Consider the following 22427-nt stretch of genomic DNA (forward strand, 5'->3'; position numbering starts at 1 on the left):
CGCGGGTCTCTACATCCACCAGGGAGAATACTCACAGATCATGGCTGGACTGTGACGAGACGCGCCTCGCGCAGGGTGTGCGCCCACCAGCTGAGCCGCTCCAGCATGTGGTTCAGCTCGGCGTTGCAGGTCGCGGTGGCCTTGGGCCAGGTGCCGTCGGCGGCGAAGAGCTCCCAGTAGCAGGGCAGCGTGACCGCTTCGCGGATGCCCACCGCGTCGAGTTCGGTGAAGACCTGGCGGAGCTGGCTGATCGCGTGGTGGCCGCCGGACTCGCGGCCGTAGCCGACGAAGGCGACGGGCTTGGCGCGCCACTCCTCGTAGTACCAGTCGATCGCGGTCTTCAGCGGGGCGGGGAAGCTCCGGTTGTACTCGGGGGTGACGACGGCGAAGGCGTCGGCGGCGGCCAGGCGCGGGGCCAGGGCGGCGACCCGCGGCGGCAGGGGCTCGTCGGGGTCGGTGAGGTCCTGCGGCAGGCGGGTCTCGGCCAGGTCGACGAGGTCGATCTCCAGGTCGGCGCGGCGCCTGGCCTTGGCGGTCAGCCAGGCGGCGACGGTCGGGCCGAAGCGGCCGTGCCGGGTGCTGGCGACGATGACGGCGAGCCGGATCACGGCTGGATGTTGAGGTTGAGGCGGAACATGTTGCCCGGGTCCCAGGCGCGCTTGACCTCGCGCAGCCGGCCCAGATTCGCCGCGGTGTAGGCGTTGGCGATGCGCGCCGGGTCGTTCGAGAAGTTGAGGAAGGACCGTCCGACGGCGTACGGCAGCGCCACGGGCTTGGTGACGATCACGGAGAACTCGGTGTCCCGGTGACTGGCCGGCCCGGCGCCGGGCCCCGGATCGGCGATCGCCCCGCCCCAGTGGCGCACCTCCACGGCGGCGCCGTCCACGTCCGCGGCGGTCTCCAGGACCTCGTCCGGCAGGCTCTTGTACAGCTCCAGCGTGACCGCGGGGTTGCCGCCCATGGCCGCCGAGGCGAAGGGGATGACCCGCAGGTCGTCCTGGATGACCGTGCCCATGCGGCGCAGCAGCGGCTCGACCGCCGCCCGGTCCGGGCCCATGGCCTTGATCACGAAGGTCCGCTCCCTGGTCAGGACGGCCGCGGTGCTCAGCTCCGGCGGCGCGGCGGCGGCCCAGTCGCGATAGGCGGCCAGCTGGGCGGCGGCGTCGGTGACGGCGAAGGTGACGGCGCCGGCGCAGACCTCGGCGACCGGGTACAGCCGGAACTCCAGCGAGGTCACCACGCCGAAGTTGCCGCCGCCGCCGCGCAGGGCCCAGAACAGCTCCGGGTTGTGCTCGGCGTCGGCGGTGACGATCCGGCCGTCGGCGGTGACGACCTGGGCGCTCAGCACGCTGTCGGCGGCGAAGCCGTACCTGCGGGCCAGCCAGCCGAGGCCGCCACCCAGCGTGTAGCCGGTGACGCCGACCGTCGGGGAGGAGCCGGACAGCGGCGCCAGCCCGTACGGCGCGGCGGCGGCGAGCACGTCGGCCCAGACGGCGCCGGGGCCGACGGTGGCGGTGCGGCGGTGCGGGTCGACCGTGACGGTGTTCATGTCGGTGGTCTTCAGCAGCAGCCCGCCGTCGGAGGCGACGTGCGTGCCGTGGCCGGTCGCCTGGACCGCCAGCGGGAGCCCGCGCCCGCCGGCCGCCAGCACCGCCATGCGGACGTCGTGCGCGGTGAAGGCACGGGCCACGAGGGCGGGACGGGCGTCCATGTCCGGCCGGAACGGCTGGCCGCGCTGCTCGTCGTAGCCGCTCTGGCCGGGCAGGTAGGCGGTGAAACCGAGGTCGGTGGTGAACGTCTGCTGCGTCATGGCCTTACTGTGCGCCTCGGCGTTTACGGAATCTTTCTCATCCACTTACGGTGGCCCTTATGCGTTTCGGCATTTTGGGACCCCTGACCGTATGGACTTCCGGCGGCCGGCCCGTCAGCGTGCCGGGACTCAAGGTGAGAGGCCTGCTCAGCGACCTTCTCGTGCACGCGGGCCGGCCGGTCCCCGCCGACCGGCTCGTGGACGACCTGTGGAGCGACGACGAACTGCCCGGCAACCCGTCGGCCGCGCTGTCGGTGAAGGTGTCCCAGTTGCGGAGGATCCTGGAGGACGCCGAGCCCGGCGGGCGCGACCTCGTCGCGAACACCCCCGCTGGCTACGTGCTCAGGGGCGAGAGCGACGCGGCGTCCTTCGAGTCGCTGCTGGCCGAGGCGGCGGCCGCCGGGGAGCCGAGGGCCCGCGCCGAGCACCTGGCCGAGGCGCTGGCGTTGTGGCGGGGTCCGGCGTTCGCCGACTTCGCCGACCACGACTTCACCCGCGCCGCCGCCGCGCGCCTGCACGAACTGCGGCTGACCGCCCGCGAGGACCAGGCGGAGGTACGGCTCGCGCTCGGCGAGCACGCGGCGCTCGCCGCCGAACTGGGCGACCTGCTGACCGAGCACCCGCTGCGCGAACGGCTGCGCGCGGCCCACATGCGCGCCCTGTACCGCTCGGGCCGTCAGAGCGAGGCGCTGGCCAGCTACGAGACGCACCGCGAGGTGCTGGCCGAGGAGCTGGGCCTGGATCCTGGCCCGGATCTGGCCGCGCTGCAGCAGGCCGTACTGGTGCAGGATCCCGCGCTCGCCGCCCCGGCGGCGAGCGCGACGGCGGGCCCCGCCCGGCCGAAGGGCAACGTCCCGGCGCCGCTGGGCGCGCTCATCGGCCGTGAGGAGGCCGTCGCGGAGATCCTGGCCAGGGCCGGGGAGGAGCGTCTGGTCACGCTCACCGGCCCCGGCGGCGTCGGCAAGACGCGGCTGGCCGTCGAGGTGGCGGGCCGGATGTCGGCACCCGACGGGGTGTGGCTGGTGGAGCTGGCCGCGGTGGACCGTCCCGGCGACGCCGACGCGGTCGCCAGGCTGGCCGAGGCGATCGGCGTCGTGCTGAGCCTGCAGGGAGCCGGCGACCCGGTCGAACGCCTGGCCGAGACGCTGCGCTCGCGCCAGGCCGTCCTGGTGCTGGACAACTGCGAGCACGTGATCGACCCGATCGCCGAACTGGCCGGGCGGCTGCTGTCCCGCGCACCCGGCCTGCGGCTGCTGGCCACCAGCCAGGAGCCGCTCGGCCTGGCCGGTGAGCTGGTGTGGAGCGTGCCGCCGCTGCGCGTGCCCGGCCCCGGCGAGGCGGCCGAGCGCGTACGGCAGGCCGCCGCGGTCCGCCTGTTCGTGGAACGGGCCGCCGCCGCCGACCGGCGCTTCTCCCTTGACGACGAGGACGCCGCGGCGGTCGCGGTGCTGTGCCGGCGGCTCGACGGGATCCCGCTGGCCCTGGAGCTGGCCGCCACCCGGGTGCGGGCCCTCGGCGTGGGCGGGGTCGTGGAGCGGCTGGACGACCGGTTCCGGCTGCTGGCCACCGGGCACCGGGGCGCGCCGCCGCGGCAGCAGACGCTCATGGCGATGATCGACTGGAGCTGGGAGCTGCTCGGCGAGCAGGAGCGGGCGGTGCTGCGGCGGCTGGCCGTGCACGCGGACGGCTGTTCGATGGAGGCGGCCGAGGAGGTGGGCGGCGCGGGCGGGCTCGACGTGCTCGACCTGCTCGCCCGGCTCATCGACCGGTCGCTGGTGAGCGTGCACGAGGGGCGCTACCGGCTGCTGGAGTCGGTGGCCGCCTACTGCGTGGAGCGGCTGCGAGAGGCGGGCGAGCTGGAGGAGCTGCAGGCCCGGCATCACCGCTACTACACCGGGCTGGCGGTGCGGGCGGAGCCGTACCTGCGCGGGGGTGAGCAGCGGCGGTGGCTGCGGCGGCTGGACGCCGACGCGGCCAACCTGCGCGCGGCGCTCGGCCACGCGGTCAGGAACGGCGCGGCCGGCGACGCGCTCGCGCTGGCCGGGGCGCTCGGCTGGTACTGGTTCCTGCGGGGCCGGCTGTCGGAGGGCGTGCGCTCGCTGACGGCGGCCCTGGCCCTGCCCGGCGGCGCGCCCCTGCAGCGGGCGGTCGCGCTCGCCTGGAAGACGGGCCTGGAGTTCTTGCACCAGCCGGAGGCCACGGGCGAGGCGGCCGGGCGGGCGGCGCTGCGGGCGGCGGCGCTCGACGCCTTCGGCGCGGACGGGCCGCAGAAGGCACGGGCGCGGTGGTTCCTGGCCTACACCTCGGTCGACCTGGGCGACATGGCCGCGGCGGAGGAGCTGGCCGCGGCGGCGCTGCCGGTCTTCGAGGCCCACGGCGACGAGTGGGGCACGGCGGCCGTGCGCGCCCTGCGGGCCAAGCTCGCCCATGTGCGCGGCGACGTCGCGGGGATCGAGCGCGACGCCGAGATCAGCCGGGCCGCCTTCGCCCGGCTGGGCGACCGCTGGGGGCTGATGGAGGCCAACGGCTGGCTCGGCGGCGCGGCCGAGCTGCGCGGCGAGGCGCGCGAGGCGGAACGGCTGCAGCGCGAGGGACTGCGCATGGCCGAGGAACTGGAGCTGTGGGTCGAGGTCGCCGGGCGGATGGGCTGGGTCGGCTGGCTGGCCCACCAGCGCGGCGACCACGACGAGGCCGTCGCGATGTGCGAGCGCGGCTTGGAGCTGGCGAAGTTGCAGGGCCACCACCCCTCGCAGGTGCTGGCCGCCATGTCGCTGGCCTTCGCCGCCCGTCAGCGGGGCGAGCTGGAGCGGGCCGACGCGCTGCTGCGCGAGATCCGCGCGCTGGCCTCTCCCGGGGACGAGGTCGCCGAGCCGCCGCCGTACCTGCCGCTCGTGCTGGCCGAGCAGGCGTTCGTGGCCGAGGGGCGCGGCGACGCGCGGCGGGCGCTGCGGCTGAGCCTGGCCGCGCTCGACGCCTCCGAGGCTCTGCGCGACGAGCTCGGCTTCCCCCTCGGGCAACTCGCCCTGGCCACCGCGCTGACCGCCTGCGGGTGCCCCGAGCAGGCGGCGGGGCTGGTGGCGATCCACGACGAGCTGCGCGAGGGCACCCCGGTGAGCACGGCCGAGCGGCGGGACTACGACCGCCTGGCGGAGCGGCTGCTGGCCGAGCTGGGTGAGGAGCGCTACAAGGCGGCGCGGGCCACGGACCGGACGAGAGAAGACCTGATCAATGCGGCACGAACCATGCCGCAATAAGCTCTAACGTGGGGTTTCATGAAAGCACTTTCGTGGCCTGAGGTCAGTGCGCGGCGGTTGTTGCGTCAGGGACTGGCCGACCCGGTCAAGGACGCCTCCCCGGCCGACCTCGCCTCGGCGATGGCCGGCGTCCACGCCCAGGTGCTGTCGGCGGGCGAGCACTCGCTGGCCCTGCGCCTGGACGGGGCGACCAGGACCGACGTGCAGAAGGCCCTGTGGCAGGACGGCGGCCTGGTCAAGACCTACGGGCCGCGCGGCACCGTGCATCTGCTGGCCACCCGCGACCTGCCCATGTGGGTGGGCGCGATGTCCACGATCCCGGCCGTGCACAACAGCTTCCCCGACGCGATACGGCTGACGCCCGGCCAGACCGAGGAGGTCGTCGAGGCGCTGCGCCGGGTGCTGACCGGCGCCGTGCTGACGATGGACGAGCTCAGCGAGGCGGTCGTGGCCGAGACGGGCCCGTGGGCCGGTGACAAGGTCATGCCCGCCTTCCAGGACATGTGGCCGCGCTGGCGGCAGGCGGTGGCCCACGCCGCCCACCGCGGCGCGTTGTGTTTCGGCCCGAACCAGGGCAGGAAGGTCACCTTCACCGCCCCTCCCGCGTTCGAGCCCGCCCCGGGTCGCGGGGCGCTGGCCGCGGCGTACCTGCACGCGTACGGCCCGGCCACGCCGCAGCAGTTCGCCCGCTGGCTGGGCACGCCGGTCGGCTGGGCGAGCCAGGCGTTCGGCGAGCTGGAGCTGGAGGAGGTTGCCTACGAAGGAGGCAGCGCATGGGTGCTGGCCGGTGACACCTCGGCCCCGGCCGCTCCGGCGCAGGGGGTGCGGCTGCTGCCGTACTTCGACGCGTACACGATCGCCGGGCAGCCGCGTGAGCTGCTCTTTCCCGGTCGCGCGTTCGAGCGGGCGCTGGCCAGGGGGCAGGCGGGCAACTACCCGCTGGTCCTGCTCGACGGGGTCGTCGGCGGGGTGTGGCACCAGAAGCGCTCGGGCAGGAAGATCGCGGTCACCGTGGAGACGCTCGAACCCCTCTCCCCCGCCCACCGCGACGAGCTCGACGAGCAGGTCGCCCGGCTCGGCGAGATCATGGAGGGCACGCCCGCGCTGACGCTCGGCCAGGTCACCGTGGGGCCGCACGCATAACCCGCACGGATAATCCGCACGCATAACCTGGACGCCATGGACTCCATGATCCGGGTCAGGGACGCCCGCGAGCACAACCTGCGCCATGTCGACCTCGACGCCCCTCGCGACGAGATCGTGGTGTTCACCGGCGTGTCCGGCTCGGGCAAGTCGTCGCTGGCCTTCGGCACCGTCTACGCCGAGGCCCAGCGCCGCTACCTGGAGTCCGTCGCCCCCTACGCCCGCCGCCTCATCGAGCAGGCCGGCGCGCCCCAGGTGGGCGACATCACCGGCCTGCCGCCCGCGGTCGCGCTCCAGCAGGCGCGCGGCGGCGGCAGCACCCGCTCCTCGGTCGGCACCGTCACCCACCTGTCGAACGTGCTGCGCATGCTGTTCTCCCGCGCGGGCGACTACCCGCCGGGCGCCGCGCCGCTCGACTCCGACGCCTTCTCCCCCAACACCCCGGCCGGCGCCTGCCCGCACTGCCACGGGCTCGGCACCGTGCAGGAGGTCACGGAGGAGAGCCTGGTCCCCGACCCGTCGCTGAGCGTGCGCGAGGGCGCCATCGCCGCCTGGCCGGGCGCCTGGCAGGGCAAGAACTACCGCGACATCCTCGCCGAGCTGGGCTTCGACGTGGACCGGCCGTGGCGGGAGCTGCCCGCCGAGCAGCGCGAGTGGATCCTCATGACCGACGAGCAGCCCGTCGTCACCATCCACCCGGTCCGTGACGCCTCCCGGATCACCCGGCCCTACCAGGGCACCTTCGCCAGCGCCAAGCGCTACGTGCTGCACACCTACGCCACGACCAAGAGCGCCGCGCTGCGCGCCAAGGCGGAGCGGCACCTGGTCTCCTCACCGTGCCCGGTCTGCGCGGGGCGGCGCCTGCGGCCGGAGGCGCTGGCCGTACGGTTCGGCGGAAAGAACATCACGCAGCTGGCCGCGCTGCCGCTCACCGACCTCGCCGAGGCCCTCGCCGCCGACCCCGGCCTGGACGGCGCGCGGGCGCAGGCCGCGCACGCCCTGGCCGAGAATCTGCGCGGCCGCATCGAGACCATGGCCGAGCTGGGCCTCGGCTACCTCAGCGCCGACCGCACGACCACCACGCTGTCGGCGGGCGAGCTGCAGCGGCTGCGGCTGGCGACGCAGCTGCGCTCGGGCCTGTTCGGCGTGCTGTACGTGCTCGACGAGCCCTCCGCCGGCCTGCACCCGGCCGACACGCGCGCGCTGGTCGCGGCCCTGCACCGGCTGCGCGCGGCGGGCAACTCGCTGTTCGTGGTGGAACACGACCTCGAGGTGGTACGGCAGGCCGGCTGGATCGTCGACGTCGGCCCCGGCCCCGGCGAGCACGGCGGCCGGGTCCTGTACTCGGGAAAGGTGCCGGGCCTGGCCGGCGTCGAGGAGTCGGTCACCCGCCGCTACCTGTTCGGCAGTCCCCCGGCCGCCAGGACGCCCCGCGTGCCGTCGGGCTGGCTGGAGCTGCGCGGCGTCACCCTGCACAACCTGCGCGAGGTGGACGCGAGCTTCCCGCTCGGCACGTTCACCGCGGTGACCGGCGTGTCGGGCTCGGGCAAGACGACCCTGGTGACGCACGTGCTGACCGCCGCGGTGGAGGCGTACCTGGCCGGCGAGGAGCCGGCGGTGAAGGCGAGCGGCCTGGAGCAGGTGGCCCGCCTGGTACGCGTGGACCAGAAGCCGATCGGCCGTACGCCGCGCTCGAACCTGGCGACGTACACGGGCCTGTTCGACGCGGTGCGCAAGATGTTCGCCGCGGCCCCGGCGGCGCGCGAGCGCGGCTACGATGCCGGGCGCTTCTCCTTCAACGTGCAGGGCGGGCGCTGCGAGAACTGCCAGGGCGAGGGCGAGATCTCCATCGAGATGCTGTTCCTGCCGGGGGCCGCCGCGCCGTGCCCGGTCTGCCACGGCCGCCGCTACAACGCCGAGACGCTGGAGGTCCGGGTCGACGGGCGGTCCATCGCCGACGTGCTGGACCTCACCGTGGACGCGGCCCGCGAAGCGCTGTCCGGCCTGCCCGCCGCCGCCCGCAGCCTGGACACGCTGGCCGAGGTGGGACTCGGCTACCTGCGGCTCGGGCAGCCCGCCACCACGCTGTCCGGCGGCGAGGCGCAGCGGGTGAAGCTGGCGGGCGAGCTGCAGCGCGTCCGCCGCGACCACACCCTGTACGTGCTGGACGAGCCGACCTCCGGCCTGCATCCGGCCGACGTGGACCGGCTGATGGCCCAGCTCGACGGGCTGGTGTCGGCGGGCAACACGGTGGTGCTGGTGGAGCACGACATGGACGTGGTCGCCCGTGCCGACTGGGTCGTCGACCTCGGCCCCGGCGGCGGCGCGGCGGGCGGCCGGGTGGTGGCGGCGGGCCCGCCGCGCTCGGTCGCCGGCGCCGAGGCCTCCGTCACGGCTCCGTTCCTGGCGGCGCGGCTGCGGCCCGCTCCGGATGCCGCTGCCGGGCGGGGGTGAGCAGCGCCGCGGCGGCGATCGCCAGGCAGCTGACCCCGGCGAAGACGAACACCGGCGTCGAGCCGAACCGGCCCGCGCCCCAGGTCAGCGCCGCCGCGCCCAGCGGCCCCAGCGAGTAGTGGATGGTCCAGAACGCCGAGGTGACCCGGCCGAGCAGGTGGCTGGGCGTGACCTGCTGGCGCAGCGACAGGCTGCAGATCCCGGCCACGCTCACGCAGGCCAGGTAGAGCCCCATGGCGGCGCCGATCCCCCACACGGTGCCGACGAAACCGATGGCGCCGATCGCCAGCCCGGCGGCGGCCAGCGCGCTGACCCACGTGGGCCCGAACCCGAGCCGCCCGCGCAGCCGGGTCACCAGCGTCGCCCCGATCATCGTCCCGACCGCCCCGATGCCGAGGACGACGCCGATGACGGCGTCCGGCTGGCCCAGGTCGTGCTTCAACCGGAAGATCACGATGTCGGTGAGCCCGAGCGTCAGGAAGATGAAGAACGACAGCAGCACCGTCAGCGCCCGCAGCACCGGCTGCCGCCACAGGAACACCGCCCCGGCCACCAGTTCCCGCCAGGGCGCCCCGTGTACGGCGGGCCGTTCGTGCCGGGCGAGCCGGACCAGGTACACGCCGACCGCGGACAGGGCGAAGCCGACGGCGTTGATGCCGATCGCGGCCGTGGGCCCGAGCCAGCCGGCCACGACGCCGGCCAGCATCGGGCCGAGCACGCTGGCGGCGGCGGCCGTGGCGTACAGCTTGCCGTTGGCCTCGGTGACGCGGTCCTCCCCGACCAGGGTGGGCACGGAGGAGACGTACGCCACCTGGAAGACCATGCCCACGGCGGCGGCCAGGGGCAGGACGGCGTATAGGAGCCAGATTTTGGGGCCGCTGAGCCAGGCCAGCGGGATGGTGGCGTACAGGACGCACCGCACGACGTCGCAGCCGATGAGCAGCTTGCGGCGGTCGAAGCGGTCGACGGCCACGCCGGCGAAGATCCCGGCGATGACGCCGGCGGCGCCGGAGACGCCGGTCAGCAGGCCCATCTGGGCGACGGAGCCGGTGACGTTGAGGATGAGGAGCGGGACGGCGATGATCGCGAAGGAGTCGCCGGCGACCGACAGCGTCTGGGCGCCCCAGAAGACCGTGAAGTCGCGCCGACGCCATAAGGGGCGCAGGTCCGCCTGGGTGTCCTCGTGCATAAAGCTCCTACAGGTCGAACTGGTACTGGTGCGTGTTGCGGTGGGCCCGGTAGCCCAGGCGCTCGTTGACCGCCAGCATGTGGACGTTGTCCTCGGCGGTGTCGGTCTCGACCTCGGCCAGGCCGGGATGCTCGGCGCGTAACCTGCGCACCATCGTGGCCTTGAGCCAGAGACCCAGGCCGTGGCCGCGATGCGCGGGCACCACCGCGGTGTCGTACTGCGCGGCCCGGCGGCGCTCCCCCGCCCTGATCACGATCTCGGTGTAGGCGGCCATCGTCTCGCCGTGCAGCGCGGCGAGGGTCAGCAGGGTGTCGCCGCGATCGGCCAGCACCTTGGCCATCTCCCTGACGGCGGCGGCGTCCCAGCGGCGGGCGCCGTAGTCCATCTCGCCGGTGGGCATGTCGTTCATGGCGTTCTTGGCCTCGGCGAAGGCGCCGGCCAGGCCGTCGGGGACGGTTCCGGTCCAGAACGCCAGGTCGTAGCCGGGCCGCGGGGTGTCGGCCGCCCGGCAGTCGGCCTTGGCCAGGTCGAGCAGCAGGTGCCGGAGCGTCAGCACGAGCCGCAGGCCGCGGGCCGCGCAGAAGGCGTCCCCGGGACCGTCCGCGGCCACCGCCGTGATCATCGACCGCCGCCGCTCGGCCCGCGCGGCCGACACCGCCGCCGCCAGCAGCAGCGACCCGGCGCCGCCGCGCCGCCGCTCAGGGCGTACGTGCAGGTCGAGCTCGCTCAGATGGTCCATGCCCGGCGCGTCGAACAACCGCAGCGCCGCCACCCCGGCCACCGGCCCGCCGGGCTCGGCCGCCATCCAGACCAACCGGCGGCTCCGTAACGGCGGCACGGTCAGCTGGGCGCGCGTGGGCACCGGCTGACCTGGAAGATCGTGCCCCAGCGACGCGGCCATCACCCCGTGCCACGCCTCGGCCTGCTCCGCCGACACCTCCGCCGACGGTGTTCCCTGGATCTTGTACGGCATGCCGACCACCCTAGGCCGCGCCTGCGTCAGGTGGTGGCCACGGGGGCGAGAGCGGGGCGTTTGGCGGTGCGCCCGTCGCCGGAGGACCGGCCGCGCAGCCGGCGGCCGATCCAGGGTCCGACGAAGCCGGCCAGCCAGCGCGTCTCCGTCGCGACCACCCGCCACGCGGCGGGCGCGGGCAGCGGCGGCAGGGGCTGCGTCCAGGCGTCGTCGCTGCCCGGCAGCTCCAGCACGTGGGCGAATCCGGCGGCGAAGCGGGTATGGCCCTCGGGACTGGCGTGGATGCGGTCGCTGCTCCACATCCGCCGGTCGGTGACGAACGCGAACGCGTGGGCGTCGAGGACGGTGACGCCGTGGCGGGCGGCGGCCCGGCGGACGCGGTCGTTGAAGTCGAGCACCCGCGGGGCCAGCCGGCGGATGAGCGGCGAGAGTTTGCCCAGGTCGGGGTAGGTGACGGTGACGACGCGGGCGCCGGAGGCGGTCAGGGCGGCGAACATGTCCTCCAGGACCCCGGCGGTCGCGGCCGCGCTGAAGCCGGGCCGGATGAGGTCGTTCATGCCCGCGACGACCGTGACCAGGTCGGGGCGCAGCGCCAGCGCCGCCGGCACCTGCTCGTCGCGGACCTGGGCGGCCAGCCGGCCGCGTACGGCGAGGTTGGCGTAGAGCAGGTCGGGGTTGTGGCGGGCAAGGTGCTCGGCCAGGCGGTCGGCGACCCCGCGGTGGCCGCCCAGGCCGTCGTCGTCGCCGACGCCTTCGGTCATGCTGTCGCCGAGCGCGACATAGCGCTGGTACGTGCTCACCCCCAGACCGTATCCCTGACCGCGGCCAGCACAGCGTGAAGGGTACGCAGAAAGCCCATTGCATAGGAAGGTTTCCTAATTAATACTGCGATCAACGCAGTTCAGAGCCCCCTGGAGGTTTGTATGCCCCGTCGCGCGCTCGCTCTCACCACGGCCGCGCTGGCCTGTCTCGGCGCCCTCGCCGTGAGCACCGCCCCCGCACGGGCCGCGGGCCCGATCGACGTCGTCATGAGCCCGCTCTCCCTCGGCGAGTACTGCGCCGCCAAGGTCAACTCCAGCTCCATCGTCGGCTTCTACAACGGCAGCCTCGGCTGCTACCGGTACGCCTCCAGCCTGGTCTACCTCGGCAGCGGCAGCCCCTCGGCCGCCTGTCAGTACTACAACCCCACCTACACCTACCTCGGCTACGCCCAGGGCGGCGCCCAGTCCCTGGTCTGCAAGTACTCGGTCTAGGGTCTCAGGACTCCGCGTTCAGGTAGCGGCCCGGCGAGGTCCCCACGGTGCGGCGGAAGGCGGCGAGGAACGCGCTTGCCGTCGCATACCCCACCGCCCGCGCCACCGCGGAGACGGGCCGCCCTTCCGCGAGCAGCGGGAGGGCGGCCCGCAACCGCAGATGCGTCCGCCAGCGCTCGAAGCTCATCCCGGTGTCCTGGACGAACAACCGCGTGAGCGTACGCCGGCTCACCCCCGCGGCCCGCGCGTGCGCCTCCAGGCCGCGCGCGTCGGCCGGATCGGCGATCAGCGCGTCGGCCACGGCCCGCACCCGCTCCTCACGCGGGCGCGGCACGTCGATGGGCAGCGCGGGCAGCGGCCGCAGCAGGTCGAGCACGACCGCCTCGGCCCGCAGTCGCGGACCGTCGGCCAGGTCGTCGCGCCCCAGGTAGGTGAACAGATGGGCCAGCAGCCCGTCCACTCCCACCGGCGTGGGCTCCGGCCAGTCCAGGGTGCAGCGCTCCGGCGCCAGGTAGAGGCCGCACAGCACCGCGTCACGGGTCGCCCCGGTGCGGTGCTCCACCCCGGCCGGTATCCACAGCGCGACGGTCGGCGGCAGCACCCAGTAGGAGTCGCCCACGGCCACCCCGACCACCCCGCGCCGCGTCCAGGCGATCTGGTGGTGCGTGTGGGTGTGTGGCGGGATCCACTCCCCCGACGACAGCGGGAAGTGCCCGACCACGATCGCGCCGACGCCGGGTGGCACCTCGGTCTTCATGCGGGCCAGCCTATGTCCTCAGCGCGCTATCAACTGGCCCCATCGCGGATTGCGGCCATCGGCGGCCCGCGCCTAGCGTCGTCGGATGACGAAGAAAACCCCCGCACTGGCCGTTCTGTGCGTCGTGCAGTTCATGCTCGTCCTCGACGACACCGTGGTGAACGTCGCCCTGCCCGCCATCCGCGGCGAACTCGGCTTCTCCGCCGCCGGGCTGTCCTGGGTGGTCAACGCCTACTTCCTCGCCTTCGGCGGCTTCCTGCTGCTGTCCGGGCGGGCCGCCGATCTGCTGGGCAGGCGGCGGGCGTTCCTCATCGGGGTGGCCGCGTTCGGCGTGGCCAGCCTGGTCTGCGGCATCGCCCAGGAGCCGTGGCAGCTGGTGGCGGCCAGGTTCGCGCAGGGCATGGGCTCCGCGCTGGCCAGCCCGGCCGCGCTGTCGCTGATCACGTTGATGTTCCCCGGCGAGGGCGAACGCGCCAGGGCGGTCGGCGTCTGGGGCGCCATCGCGGCCCTGGGCGGCACGATGGGGCTGGTGATCTCGGGGGTGCTGACCGATCTGACGTCGTGGCGCTGGATCTTCCTGATCAACCTGCCCGTGGCGGCGCTGGCCCTGGTGCTCGTCCCCCGCCTGGTCGGCGAGAGCCGGGCCGCGCGCGGGGCCCGGCTGGACGTCCCCGGCGCCCTGCTGGGCACCGCGGCGGTGCTCGCGCTGGTCTACGGGCTGCTCCAGGCCGAGCACGCGGGCTGGGTCTCGGCCGCCGTCCTGCTCCCGCTGCTGCTGGCCGTGCTGCTGGCGGCGGCCTTCCTGGCGGTCGAGTCCCGTACGGCGCAGCCGCTCGTGCCCCTGGCGTTCCTGGCGGTCCGCATCCGGGCCGTGGCCAACCTCGCGACCCTGCTGTTCTCGGCCGCCTTCTACGCGATGGCCTTCCTGCTGATGGTCCACCTGCAGACGCGGCTCGGGTACAGCCCGCTGGTGGCCGGGGTGGCGTACCTGCCCTACGGGGGCGGGATCCTGGCCGGGATGTGGCTGTCGTCCCGCGCGGTGACCCGGTTCGGGACGCGGCCCGCGCTCCTGGTCGCGTTGACGGTCAGCGCGGCCGGGCTGCTGCTGTTGTCCGGGGTGGCACCCGGTGACGCCTATGCGAGCGGCGTCCTGCCCGGGATGCTGGTCACCAGCCTCGGCTGCGGCCTGAGCCTGCCCGCCCTGACCACCGCCGCCGTCTCGGGCACCACCTCGGAGGACGCCGGGGTCGGCTCGGCCGTCCTCACCTCGGTGCAGCAGGTCGGCGGGGCGGTGGGCATCGCGCTGCTGGTGACGCTGGCCGCCCAGCGCGGCTACGCGTTCGCCCTGGTCATCTGCGCCGCCCTGGTCGTGCTCGCCGCCGTCCTCGTCGCCACCGCCCTGCGCTCCAGCCGGTACGGCCGGCGCACGAAGACCCTTGAGAACCCCGGCCTCCACTGACGGACGCCGCTGGGAGCCGGTGTGGCGCCGTCCGGCGCGGGATGGCGCGGGATGGCTGCCGCCGGGCGCGGGGCGGCTGCCGCCGGGCGCGGGAGTTCGACCGCTGGGCGCAGCCGGCCGGATCGGGTCGGCTGGGCGGGGGGCGGTCCGCGTACAGGTGGCCGAATCGCACACCGCTCCAGCGAGGGGGACGAGATGATCGAACTGAGCACGTTCAGCCTGCCGGAGGCCATCACCGGGACGCGGGCGGACCTGGAGCTCGGCCGTACCATGATCGCGGCGTGGCGCAGGGACGGCATCTTCCAGGTCGCCGCCACCGCGCCCCAGCACGAGACGGCGCTCGCGGCGTTCGAGGCGAGCAGGGAGTTCTTCTCCCTGTCACTGCCGGAGAAGTCCAGCTATGTCAGCGACCTGAGCTACAGCGGCTACGTCGCCTCGGGCGAGGAGGTCACCGCGGGCGAGACCGACTACTCCGAGATCTTCACCGTCTGCCCGGACGTGCCGGTGCACGACGCGCGGGTACGCGAGCGCTGGCCCTGCCACGGCCCCGTGCCCTGGCCGGGCCCGCACTACCAGCGGCGGATGGAGACGTTCACGGCCGCGCTCGGCTCGATCGGCGACCGGCTGCTGCGGCTGGCGGCCCTGGGTCTCGGGCTGGGCGGGCCGGACACGCTGACCGCGCACACCACGGGCGGCTGGCACCACATGCGGGTACTGCGCTTCCCGCCGCGCTCCGCGCGGACCGCGCGCGGCATCGGCGCCCACACCGACTACGGCCTGCTGGTGATCGCCGCGCAGGACGAGGTCGGCGGCCTGTACATCCGGCCGCCGGTCGAGGGCGAGAAGCGGCCGCGCAACTGGCTGGAGGCGGAGAGCACCGCCGGCCTGTACGAGGACGAGCCGCCGTGGATCTTCGTCCGGCCGGTGCCGCGGGTGTTCACCGTGTTTCCCGGCGACATCCTGCAGTTCCTGACCGGCGGCTACCTGCTGTCCACGCCGCACAAGGTGGCGCTGGCCGATCGTGAGCGGTTCGCGATGGCGTACTTCCACGAGCCGAGCTTCGGCCGCTCGCTCGAGGACCCGTGCGGCGGCCCGCCGCTGCACTACGGGACGCACTTCACGAACATGTTCATGCGCTGCTACCCCGGACGCGCCGCCACCCGGCGCATCCACGAGGAGGGACGGCTGGCGAGGCTGCGCGAGCCGTACCCTAGCTGAGGCGGACGGCCCGCCGGGCTACGGCGTCAGCACGACCTTCCCGGCGACGGTGCCGGACTCGGCCAGCCGCAGGGCGTCGGCGACCCGGGCCAGGGGCAGCTGGGCGGCGATCCGGGCGGTGATGTCACCACGCTGGAGCGCGGCGAAGACCTGGGTGAGGTCGGCGCGCAGCCGCGCCCGGAACCGGTCCTTGGCCAGGGCGTGCCCCGCCCAGGCGTTGTAGAAGTACGCGTGGCGCCGGTTGGGCAGGGCGTTCCACAGCCAGACCCGGCCGAGCAGCTTGAGAACGGGCCACTGCTTGGACCCCTCGTCGTCGCGGGTGGAGGCGCTGCCGTAGGAGACGAGGGTGCCGCCGGGGGCGAGCAACCGCCAGGAGTCGACGATGCCGCGCCCGCCGACGTGGTCGAAGACGGCGTCCACCCCGCCGGGGGCGAGTTCGCGCACGCGCGCGGCGACGTCGCCGGCGCGGTAGTCGACGGGCACGACGCCCTGGGCCCGCAGGGCGTCGTGGTGGCGGGCGGAGGCGGTGCCGATGACGTGGACGCCCGCGGCCCGCGCGAGCTGGACGAGCACCGAGCCGACGCCGCCGTTGGCGCCGTGCACGAGGATGGTCTGCCCGGCGCGGACGCGGGCCTTGCGGTGCAGCATCTGCCAGGCGGTGATGCCGTTGACGACGAGGGTCTCCGCCTGCGCGGCGCCGATCCCGTCGGGCACCGGCACCACGTCCGCCGCGTCCACGAGCACGTGGCTGGCCCAGCCCCCGACCTTGACCAGCGCCGCGACCCGGACACCGGCCAGACCGGGCTCCACGCCCGCGCCGGTGTCCACCACCGTGCCGACCAGGTCGTAGCCGGGCACGAACGGGAACGCCGGCTGGTCGTAGTAGCGCCCGCGGCGCATCTGCTGCTCGGCGAAGGAGACGCCGGTCGCCTCCATCCGGATCAGAACCTGACCGGGTCCGGCGACGGGCACCTGCCCGTGCCGGATCCGCAGCCCCTCCGGCTCGACCTTGCCCGGCAGGACGACCTCGACGAGTTCCTCGGCGCCCATCGCAACCTCCGTTACTAGATCTCGTGTTTGTTAGAACCTATAACAACACGGCGGGAGGCAGGTGTCAACCAGTCGGTCAGGCCAGGGCCGGGATCTCGATCTTGGTGTGGTCGGCGGGGGCCGTCAGGCAGGGGAGCACGGCGTCACCCCGTTCCAGGCGTTCGCCCATGGACGAGGCGAGCCGCACCGTGCGCTCGATCTCGTACGCGTCGCCGGCCCGCGGCGTCACACGGAGCCGGAGCAGCCAGACGTAGCGGCCGTTGTGCTTGTTGCCCGTCTCCTCGGCCCCCAGCACCGCCGCCTCACACGGCACCGCCGCCGCGCGCTCCTCCGGCGTGAAGGTCACCAGCGCGGCCGACTCCAGGCTCGCGAACGAGATGGACCCCATGGTGAGCACCCCCGCGCCCAGGAAGAGGATCGCCGCGCCGGCGTACGCCCCCACCCGGGTCTGCGGCTTGCGCCGCAACCTGACGAACAGGATCACGCCGACGAGCGCGGCGATGGCGGCGCAGGTGCCGAAGACGATCGATCCCAATGCACTTCCCTCCGTTCCGAGGCCGCCAGTCGATCAGTCATCGCTTGCACGGCGGCTGCAGCCCGCTCTCAGCCGCTGAGGGCCGCGGCCCGCCGGGCGTCCAGTTCGTGCTGGAGGCGGTCCACGTCGCGGGCGTACGGGCGGTAGAGGAGCGTGAGGTACGCCCCGTTGGCCAGCATCAGCAGGACCAGAATCCACAGGAAGACCTGCTTGAGCCCGAAGACGTCGCCGAGGAAGCCGGCGCCGAGGCTGAAGGCGGCCCAGCCGATCGCCTCGAAGATCGAGATGTAGATGGCGAAGGCCGCGCCCCTCAGCTCGGGAGGCGTGATCGCCATGACCATCGGCCGGTTGATGCCGGGGTTGACGCCCTGCGTGGCGCCCATCAGCCCGAAGAACGCCGCGAACGGCACGATGGACGCGAACGCGATCTGGGTGCCGAGGAAGGCGGCCGCCGCGAAGCCGAACTGGGCGGCCTGCAGCACGGCGACCAGGCCGTAGCGAGGGCTGCGCCGGGCGGCCCAGTCGCCCAGGAAGCCGCCGGCCACGTTGCCCAGGAAGTAGCCGACGCCGAACGGCAGCAGCACGATGGAGGCCACGGCGGTGCTGAAGCCGTACACGTCGACGAGGAAGACCACGCCGAACGCCCCCACGAGCAGGTGGCCCGACAGCAGACGGGAGCCGAGCAGGATGCCGAAGCTGGGGATGCGCAGCAGCGCCAGCGCCTTGGTCCAGGTGAGCCTGGACTGGGCGGCGCGCACCTCGGGGTCGAGGTCGGCGAGCTGCCGCTCGGCGGCCCCGATGCCCGGGTCGCGAAACCACAGCCAGATGCCGATGCCGAGCAGCACGTTGAAGGCGCCGATGCCCCACAGCCCCCAGCGCCAGCCGTCGCCGACGTTGGCGAGCTGGCCCTTGACGGGACCGAGGACCGATCCGGCCAGCGCGATCACGCCGTAGAGCAGCCCGACGGCCTTTCCGCGCGCGGAGCCGTCGAACAGGTCGCCGATGATCTCGGTGATGATCGGGTGCGCGGCGGCGTACCCGGCGGCGAGGATGGTGTAGAAGATCAGCAACTGGGCGAAGTTCTGGGAGAAGCCGGCGGCGATGCCCCACACGCCCCACAGCCCCGTGGCCACGACGAGGACGTTCTTGCGCGACCAGCGGCGGGCGACCCACACCCACAACGGCCCCGTGAACACACCGACGATCTTGCCGGCGGCGGTGAGGATGCCGAGCGCGCCGAGCGAGAGCCCCAGCGACTGCCGGATCACCGGGAAGAGACTGTTGACCAAGCTGGCTTCGGTGCTGTCGACGAGCATCGCGCCGCCCAGCAGCGACAGCTGGCGCCATCGTCCGCGGATCTCGGCGGGCGCTTGTTGGGTAGCCTGAGACATCACGCCACCTCTTTCTGCGAGGAGGAGGAAAGGTGTTCGCCGGTGACGGGGTGGCCGCCCCGTCACCGGCTCAGAGCTCGGCGAGCTCTTCCGCGATCGCGCGGAGTCTGGGAGGTGGGAGCAGCCCGCCGGCCATCGCCGCGACGTCGATCAGCGGGGTGGCGCCGAGCATCTGCAGCAGCTCGGAGTCGACGATGCCGGGCACGTGCCTGCGCAGGACCTCGACGGCGACCGGGTCGGCGATCAGCGCCTTGACCGGGGTGCGCAGCGACAGCCTGCCCTCGGGGTAGTCCTCGGGCCGGGGAAGGGGCTGGGCGCTCCGCTCGGCCCGGTCGAGCTGGGCGCGTACGAGGAGGTGTTCCTCCGTGACCGCGCCGGTGACGGGGAGCCCGAGCCGCTCGAACTGGCCGGCGGGCGCGTCGCCGGCCCGCATCAGCTCGACCAGCAGACCGGCCATGCGCAGCTCGGCCGCGTCGTCGACGAGGGGCGCGCGCTGCTCGGGGTCGGTCTCCAGGTCGAACAGGAGCGTGCCGAAGTGGTGGGCGTCGACGAAGGTACGGCCCGCCACCCGGATCGTGCGCACCCCCTTGGTGAAGGCGAACGGCTCCGCCAGCTCGATGTTCGCCAGCTCGGCGGGCGAGAAGCGGCCGCGCATGTGCGTGGGCATGAGGGTGTGCTCGTGCAGGGGCTCGTTGGCGGCAGAGGCGGGCGCGCGCATGTAGACGTAGCGGCCGTCGGTGACGTTGACGTGGCCGCCGTGGATGCCGAAGAGGCCGGCCCGCCTGGTGGTCCCGGAGTTGAGGGGGATGCCCTGCATGTCGGCCGGCCGGTCGAGGCCGAAGTACTCCAGCAGCGTGGGCGCCAGGTCGATGGTCTGCACGAGCGCGTCGCGCCGCTCGCCCGCGGCGGCGGCGCGCGGGTCCCACACGAACAGCGGCAGGTGGACCAGCTCGTTGTACCAGGGCTGGACCGACTTGCCCCACCAGCCCTTCTCCCCCAGCAGCAGCCCGTGGTCGGTGCAGACGATCAGCAGCGTGTCCTCCCACAGGCCCAGCTCGTCCATGGTGTCCAGCACCCGGCCCAGGGAGTGGTCGCACATCGACAGCAGGGCCGCGTACTCGTAGCGGGCGTGGTCCACCTGCCGCGGCGTCTCGGTCACCCGCTTGTAGTCGGGCCAGTCGAAGTGCGGGCCGTCGTAGTCGTGCGGGTAGAGGTCCTTGTACCGCTTGTGGGTGAAGAAGGGCTCGTGCGGGTCGAAGGTCTCGATCTGGACGAACCAGCGGTCCTGCGCGGCGTTGGTCCTGACGAACTCCAGCCCGGCGTCGAAGGTCAGCGTCTGCGGGTGTTTCGCCTCGGTGTCCATGTACGGGCGGTTGACCCAGTCCTGACGGTAGATCGTGTGGCGCACGCGCTTGAGGTCCTCGGGCGTCTCCGGATCGGCCACCCGGCCCTTCCACGGATCGCCCTCCTGGCCGCGGAAGAACTCCCAGGTGTTGTAGCGGCCGTGATAGGTGGCGCCGCCGTCCTCCCAGTAGTGCGGGTGGTCGCTGACCAGGTGCGTGTAGACGCCGTTCTGCTTGAGCAGTTCCGGCATCGAGTCGTCGAACGGCTCCAGCGGGCCCCAGCTTCGGTGCAGGAAGTTGTAGCGGCCGGTGTGGATCTCGCGGCGGGCCGGCATGCACGGCATCGAACCGGCGTAGCAGTTGTCGAAGCTCACCGCCCGCTCGGCCAGCCGGGCGAAGTTCGGCGCGTGCGTCCAGTCTCCGCCGTAGGGCGGCAGCATGTGCCGGTTCAGGCTGTCGAACATCACCATGATCGCTTTCATCGGGCCTCCAGCCACGTCCGCGTCTCCTCCAGCCACGCCACCCACGCGTCCATGGCGGCGGCGCCGTAGTCGTGCATGCGGTCGAAGACCTCCTGCGCGCTCGCCTGATCGAGCTGGGGCAGCGCGTTCTCGAAGCGCAGGGTCCTGTCGCGGTGCCGGCTGCGGGCGACCTGCTCGTACCGGTAGGCCAGCTCGACGCGGAGCATCTCCAGCGCCGCCTGCCGGTCGAGCGCCACGGCGAAGCCGAACCGGGCGGTGAAGTCCGCGTCCTGGAAACGGCTCGACGGCTCGTAGGGCGAGCGGACCCACTCCAGCAGCACCCGCTCGCCGTGGGGGGTCAGCCGGTAGACCTTCGCGTCGGGCCGGCCCTCCCGCGGGTCGACCTCGAACTCCACCCATCCGTCGGCGACCATCCGGGCCAGCAGCCGGTAGATCTGGCTGTGGTGGGCGCGCGAGCGGACGAACTGCCCCTCCACCTCCAGCCACTTGCGCAGGTCGTAGCCACTGAACGGGCGGCCGGCCAGCAACGCCAGCAGGACGTACTCGAACCTCAACGAAGTCTCCTATGTGCAGATGCACTTATGTGAGTTGATTCATATACTCCTGCCATGGAGCCGTCAATGCCCTGTTGCACGCCGGTGGCGGGACAGACCACCGGCCCCCACGCCCTCCCGGCCCCCTCACCGGTCCCGATCGCCCACGACGACGTGGCGCTCCCCGGCGGCACGTTCCTCATGGGCGACGCCTTCGGCGAGGGCTATCCCGCCGACGGGGAGACCCCGGTCCATCCGGTACGGCTGGCGCCCTTCCCGATGGACGCCACCGCGGTCACCGTCGCCATGTTCGAGGCGTTCACCCGGGCCACCGGCTACCGCACGGACGCCGAGCGGGCCGGCCACTCCGCGGTCTTCCGCCTGGCCGTCGCCGCCACCCGCGCCGACATCCTCGGCTTCGACCCGGAGGTTCCCTGGTGGGCCACGGTCGCCGGGGCCGACTGGCGCCACCCCTTCGGGCCGCTGTCGGAGGCCGAGCCCGGCCACCCCGTCGTCCACGTCTCCTGGAACGACGCCGCCGCCTACTGCGCATGGGCGGGACGGCGCCTGCCGACCGAGGCCCAGTGGGAGTACGCCGCCCGCGGCGGCCTGTCCCAGCGCCGGTTCGCCTGGGGCCAGGAGCTCACGCCCGGCGGCCGGTGGATGTGCAACATCTGGCAGGGCTCGTTCCCGCACGACAACACCGGCGAGGACGGCTGGCTGGCGACCGCCCCCGTCCGCTCCTTCCCCGCCAACGGCTACGGACTGTATGAGATGGCCGGAAACGTGTGGGAATGGTGTGCCGACTGGTTCTCCGCCACGGCCTACGCCGATGCCGCGCGGGCCGACCCGGAAGGCCCGCCCGCCGGTGAGCGGAAGGTGATCAGGGGCGGGTCGTACCTGTGCCACGACTCCTACTGCCACCGCTACCGCGTCGCCGCCCGCTCCGCCGGCTTCCCCGGCTCCAGCAGCGGCAACTGCGGATTCCGCACGGCAGGGCCGGCGTAGACCCGACCGGCATGGAGCCGAACCTCCACCCGGCCGTGGCACTCCAACCCTGCGTACGGCACGCGACCACCGGAAGGAAGAACGCCATGAAGATGCTCATCGCTGCCCTGGCCGGCGGGGCGCTGCTGCTCTCGGGCACCCCCGCGCTCGCCTCCGGGCCCACCCTCGGACCGTACGGCGTCGGCAAGCTCAAGCTCGGAATGACCGCCAAGCGGGCCAAGGCCACCGGAACGGTCGTTCTCAAGTGGCGCGACAAGCACAGCAGCTGCTCCGGCTGGGATCTGAAGGCCCATCCGACGGGCAAGAACAGCGTCGGGCTCTACATCTCCAAGAAGCGCGGCGTGGCCGTCATCTTCGCGGGCAAGGGCATGAGAACGCCGGAGGGCATCGGGATCGGCGCCACGATGCGGCAGATCAGGCGGGCCTACCCGAAGGTGAGGACACCGCGCGGGCTGAACCCGTACGTCCGCGTGCCCGGCAACCCCAAGGCGTACTACACCTTCTTCGTCGGTAAGAAAAAGCTCGAACAGCTGTCGATCGCCGTGGTCTGGCAGGACTGCGTGAGCTAGCCGAGG

General features: G+C 73.5%; 19 protein-coding genes. 8 read left to right on the forward strand and 11 right to left on the reverse strand.

The genetic code is table 11. The features are described from left to right. Positions 1–38 precede the first annotated feature (38 nt). Together ACFWYW_RS48080 and ACFWYW_RS48085 are read right to left on the reverse strand one after the other, a co-directional pair. The gene (locus tag ACFWYW_RS48080) at positions 39–608 is read right to left on the reverse strand and encodes an NADPH-dependent FMN reductase (protein WP_379627364.1); all 570 of its coding nucleotides are present in this window, start codon (positions 606–608) and stop codon (positions 39–41) included. Further along, complete coding sequence (locus tag ACFWYW_RS48085) at positions 605–1810, reverse strand: FAD-binding oxidoreductase (RefSeq protein ID WP_379627366.1); 1206 nt, start codon at positions 1808–1810, stop codon at positions 605–607. The genes ACFWYW_RS48080 and ACFWYW_RS48085 overlap by 4 nt, the downstream gene beginning before the upstream one ends. A 59-nt stretch (positions 1811–1869) precedes the next feature. On the opposite strand from ACFWYW_RS48085, the gene ACFWYW_RS48090 reads away from it, so the two are divergent. Genes ACFWYW_RS48090 through uvrA form a run of 3 tightly spaced genes read left to right on the forward strand, consistent with a single transcriptional unit; the run spans position 1870 to position 8661 of the window. Continuing rightward, positions 1870–5064 (forward strand): BTAD domain-containing putative transcriptional regulator, encoded by a 3195-nt coding sequence (locus ACFWYW_RS48090; protein WP_379627368.1) that lies wholly within the window; start codon positions 1870–1872, stop codon positions 5062–5064. A gap of 18 nt (positions 5065–5082) precedes the next feature. Beyond that, positions 5083–6207 (forward strand): winged helix DNA-binding domain-containing protein, encoded by a 1125-nt coding sequence (locus ACFWYW_RS48095; RefSeq protein ID WP_379627370.1) that lies wholly within the window; start codon positions 5083–5085, stop codon positions 6205–6207. A 36-nt stretch (positions 6208–6243) separates the two neighbouring features. Next, complete coding sequence (gene uvrA, locus ACFWYW_RS48100; RefSeq protein ID WP_379641304.1) at positions 6244–8661, forward strand: excinuclease ABC subunit UvrA; 2418 nt, start codon at positions 6244–6246, stop codon at positions 8659–8661. Here the strand turns inward: uvrA and ACFWYW_RS48105 are convergent. The 3 genes from ACFWYW_RS48105 to ACFWYW_RS48115 are packed head-to-tail and all read right to left on the reverse strand — an operon-like array spanning position 8597 to position 11623. After that, positions 8597–9850, reverse strand: coding sequence for an MFS transporter (locus ACFWYW_RS48105; RefSeq protein WP_379627130.1), 1254 nt, complete (start codon positions 9848–9850; stop codon positions 8597–8599). The genes uvrA and ACFWYW_RS48105 overlap by 65 nt on opposite strands. A gap of 7 nt (positions 9851–9857) precedes the next feature. Beyond that, positions 9858–10823, reverse strand: coding sequence for a GNAT family N-acetyltransferase (locus tag ACFWYW_RS48110; RefSeq protein ID WP_379627128.1), 966 nt, complete (start codon positions 10821–10823; stop codon positions 9858–9860). Between the two features lie 26 nt (positions 10824–10849). After that, entirely contained in the window at positions 10850–11623 is a 774-nt protein-coding gene (locus ACFWYW_RS48115; protein WP_379627126.1) for an SGNH/GDSL hydrolase family protein, read from the reverse strand. Between the two features lie 123 nt (positions 11624–11746). Between ACFWYW_RS48115 and ACFWYW_RS48120 the strand changes: the two genes are divergently transcribed. Then, positions 11747–12076 (forward strand): hypothetical protein, encoded by a 330-nt coding sequence (locus ACFWYW_RS48120; RefSeq protein WP_379627124.1) that lies wholly within the window; start codon positions 11747–11749, stop codon positions 12074–12076. Positions 12077–12080: 4 nt separating this feature from the next. Here the strand turns inward: ACFWYW_RS48120 and ACFWYW_RS48125 are convergent, their stop codons facing one another. Continuing rightward, positions 12081–12833: an AraC family transcriptional regulator gene (locus ACFWYW_RS48125; RefSeq protein WP_379627121.1), complete on the reverse strand. Its 753-nt coding sequence runs from the start codon at positions 12831–12833 to the stop codon at positions 12081–12083. Between the two features lie 85 nt (positions 12834–12918). Here ACFWYW_RS48125 and ACFWYW_RS48130 point away from each other — a divergent pair, with 85 nt between their 5' ends. Together ACFWYW_RS48130 and ACFWYW_RS48135 are read left to right on the forward strand one after the other, a co-directional pair. Next, positions 12919–14292, forward strand: a complete 1374-nt coding sequence (locus ACFWYW_RS48130) for an MFS transporter (RefSeq protein ID WP_379627119.1) — start codon at positions 12919–12921, stop codon at positions 14290–14292. 195 nt (positions 14293–14487) lie between these two features. Then, positions 14488–15510 carry a 2-oxoglutarate and iron-dependent oxygenase domain-containing protein gene (locus ACFWYW_RS48135; protein ID WP_379627117.1) on the forward strand — a complete coding sequence of 341 codons (1023 nt, stop codon included), beginning with the start codon at positions 14488–14490 and terminating at the stop codon, positions 15508–15510. An 18-nt stretch (positions 15511–15528) separates the two neighbouring features. Here the strand turns inward: ACFWYW_RS48135 and ACFWYW_RS48140 are convergent, their stop codons facing one another. From ACFWYW_RS48140 to ACFWYW_RS48160, 5 genes are all read right to left on the reverse strand, one after another. Further along, on the reverse strand, positions 15529–16560 hold the full coding sequence (locus tag ACFWYW_RS48140; RefSeq protein WP_379627115.1) for a medium chain dehydrogenase/reductase family protein: 1032 nt from the start codon (positions 16558–16560) through the stop codon (positions 15529–15531). 76 nt (positions 16561–16636) lie between these two features. After that, positions 16637–17095 carry a hypothetical protein gene (locus ACFWYW_RS48145; RefSeq protein ID WP_379627113.1) on the reverse strand — a complete coding sequence of 153 codons (459 nt, stop codon included), beginning with the start codon at positions 17093–17095 and terminating at the stop codon, positions 16637–16639. A 68-nt stretch (positions 17096–17163) separates the two neighbouring features. Beyond that, a complete protein-coding gene (locus tag ACFWYW_RS48150) occupies positions 17164–18486 on the reverse strand; it encodes an MFS transporter (RefSeq protein WP_379627110.1) in 1323 nt (440 codons plus the stop codon). Positions 18487–18556: 70 nt separating this feature from the next. Continuing rightward, positions 18557–20311 (reverse strand): sulfatase, encoded by a 1755-nt coding sequence (locus ACFWYW_RS48155; RefSeq protein WP_379641305.1) that lies wholly within the window; start codon positions 20309–20311, stop codon positions 18557–18559. Continuing rightward, positions 20308–20865, reverse strand: a complete 558-nt coding sequence (locus ACFWYW_RS48160) for a PadR family transcriptional regulator (protein WP_379627108.1) — start codon at positions 20863–20865, stop codon at positions 20308–20310. The genes ACFWYW_RS48155 and ACFWYW_RS48160 overlap by 4 nt, the downstream gene beginning before the upstream one ends. 54 nt (positions 20866–20919) lie before the next feature. Here ACFWYW_RS48160 and ACFWYW_RS48165 point away from each other — a divergent pair, with 54 nt between their 5' ends. Then, positions 20920–21852 carry a formylglycine-generating enzyme family protein gene (locus ACFWYW_RS48165; protein WP_379627106.1) on the forward strand — a complete coding sequence of 311 codons (933 nt, stop codon included), beginning with the start codon at positions 20920–20922 and terminating at the stop codon, positions 21850–21852. Positions 21853–21938: 86 nt separating this feature from the next. After that, the gene (locus ACFWYW_RS48170; protein ID WP_379627104.1) at positions 21939–22421 is read left to right on the forward strand and encodes a hypothetical protein; all 483 of its coding nucleotides are present in this window, start codon (positions 21939–21941) and stop codon (positions 22419–22421) included. The last annotated feature ends 6 nt before the right edge of the window (positions 22422–22427 follow it).

Origin of the sequence: Nonomuraea sp. NPDC059023, from assembly GCF_042740095.1 — a bacterium.
In the GTDB taxonomy this organism is placed as follows: Bacteria; Actinomycetota; Actinomycetes; order Streptosporangiales; family Streptosporangiaceae; genus Nonomuraea.